General features: G+C 56.2%; 3 protein-coding genes. 1 reads left to right on the forward strand and 2 read right to left on the reverse strand.

Annotated elements, in window-relative coordinates:
- Positions 1-13: 13 nt before the first annotated feature.
- Positions 14-1,021, reverse strand: coding sequence for an inorganic phosphate transporter (locus tag HMPREF0178_RS08690; RefSeq protein WP_009380206.1), 1,008 nt, complete (start codon positions 1,019-1,021; stop codon positions 14-16).
- On the reverse strand, positions 1,014-1,643 hold the full coding sequence (locus tag HMPREF0178_RS08695) for a DUF47 domain-containing protein (protein WP_039958878.1): 630 nt from the start codon (positions 1,641-1,643) through the stop codon (positions 1,014-1,016). Before HMPREF0178_RS08695 ends, HMPREF0178_RS08690 begins: the two co-directional genes overlap by 8 nt.
- A 105-nt stretch (positions 1,644-1,748) precedes the next feature.
- Between HMPREF0178_RS08695 and HMPREF0178_RS22530 the strand changes: the two genes are divergently transcribed.
- Positions 1,749-1,935, forward strand: a 187-nt coding sequence (locus tag HMPREF0178_RS22530) for a hypothetical protein (protein WP_039958880.1), incomplete at its 3' end; no start/stop codon positions are given.

Consider the following 1,935-nt stretch of genomic DNA (forward strand, 5'->3'; position numbering starts at 1 on the left):
AATCTTCTGCTCTCTACACTATCCCCCAAATCTTCATGCACCAGAAGGCGATGGCGGCGATGAAGGCGGAGGCGGGGATGGTGAGAATCCATGCAATGACGAGGTTCCCGGCCACGCCCCAGCGGACGGCGGAGAGCCGCTTGGTCGAGCCGACGCCGAAGATGCAGGCGGTGATGGTGTGGGTGGTGCTGACGGGCGCACCGAAAAGCGACGCTCCACAGATGACGGCTGCCGCGGAGGTCTCGGTGGCGAAACCGTGCACGGGCTCCAGCTTGAAGATCTTGTGCCCCATCGTCTTGATGATCTTCCAGCCGCCGAGCGCCGTGCCCATCGCCATGGCGAGCGCGCAGACGCACTTGACCCAGAAGGGAACCGCAATAGTGTCGATCTTGTTAAAGATGAAGAGGGCGAGCGTGATCACGCCCATGGTCTTCTGGGCATCGTTGAGGCCGTGGCTCGTCGCCATGAAGGCGGCGGAAACGATTTGCAGCTTGGTGAAGGCGCGGGTGAGCTTGTTGCGGTTGGCCCGGGCGCACAGGAGCATGATCAGAAACATGGTCAGGAAGCCCATGCCGAAACCGGCGAGGGGCGACAGGATCAGCGGGAGCAGGATTTTTTCGGCAATGGAAGCGCCGTTGAGCGTGCTGAAACCGGCGTAGGCTACGGCGGCTCCCATCAGGCCGCCGATGAGCGCGTGGGATGATGAGGAAGGGATGCCGAAATACCATGTGATGAGGTTCCATGCGATGGCCCCGAGCAGCGCGGCGAGCACCAGCGGCTGACAGTTCGCCACCATGTCCGTGTTGACGATCCCCGCGCCAAGGGTTGTGGCGACCTTGGTTCCGAGGAATGCGCCGATAAAGTTGAGCGATGCCGCCATGACGACCGCAACGCGGGGGCTGAGCACCTTGGTGGAGACCACCGTGGCGATGGCGTTGGCGCAGTCGTGGGCTCCGTTGGTGAAGTCGAAGATCAGCGCCACCACGACAATGAGCACAAGCAGCACGGGGACCTCAAACATACTTGAGCACCACCTCTTCCAGCGTGTCGCCGAGATCGGAAACCATATCCACGGCACGTTCGATGCGCTCGTAAACCTGGCTCCAGAGGATCAGTTCGCGCACTTTCTCAAAGTTGGGGATTTCGCTGTCCATCATTTCCGAAATCCCTGCGGCCTGCAGCATTTCACAATCCGATTTGCGGGATTTCAAGGAATGCAGATGCCCCGATACGTCCTTTTTCTTTTCAAGCTGCCCGAGCATGAGCTCCGTTTCCTCAATCATGCCCTTGATGTTCCGGGTCATCATATGGGCCGGGAAACGCTGGTACATGAAGCCGCACATAAAAAAACGGCTGGCGAGGTTTTGTATACCGTCCGCCACCCGTTCCTGTGCGAGGTTGATCGCGTGGATGTCTTCACGATCAATGGGGGTAATAAAAGTCTGCGAAAGATGCCATGTTATTTTCCGGTTGAGCTTGTCGGCCTCTTCTTCCAATATATTGATTTGTTTGAGATGGCCTTCCGATTCATACGTGTTTTCCATGACGACGATGAGGCTTTGAGCCATCCGTTGCAGAACGGCGTTCTGTTCCATCAGCAATTTGAAAAACGGAACCGTCTGGGGCAAGAAACGCGTTAGCATAGAACCTCCTAAAAGGTCTGATTCATAAATGCCGCCGTTGTACTGGAAAGAAATGGATCGAGCAAGCAAACAGGAAAAGTCGACAGGAGAATCAAAGCGTTCGTTATGGAAAATTTTTTCGGAAGGGATGAGCAACAGAGAAAACCAGTGCCTCCCGGAACCCGTCGAGGTCATGGTGAACTGGACATATTCAAGCTGGTCGGAGCAAACGCACCCCCATATACCGGGAAACTTGACGGCAGGGATTCGATAAAAACGAAAATATTTGAAGAGGAGGGGGAGAGGTTTGGAG

It is taken from the genome of Bilophila sp. 4_1_30 (genome assembly GCF_000224655.1).
In the GTDB taxonomy this organism is placed as follows: Bacteria; Desulfobacterota; Desulfovibrionia; order Desulfovibrionales; family Desulfovibrionaceae; genus Bilophila; species Bilophila wadsworthia.

Bases quoted from the DNA above. Each gene is read 5' to 3' on its own strand.
- HMPREF0178_RS08695 (WP_039958878.1), bottom strand. From the start codon at position 1,643: ATGCTAACGCGTTTCTTGCCCCAGACGGTTCCGTTTTTCAAATTGCTG.
- HMPREF0178_RS08690 (WP_009380206.1), bottom strand. From the start codon at position 1,021: ATGTTTGAGGTCCCCGTGCTGCTTGTGCTCATTGTCGTGGTGGCGCTG.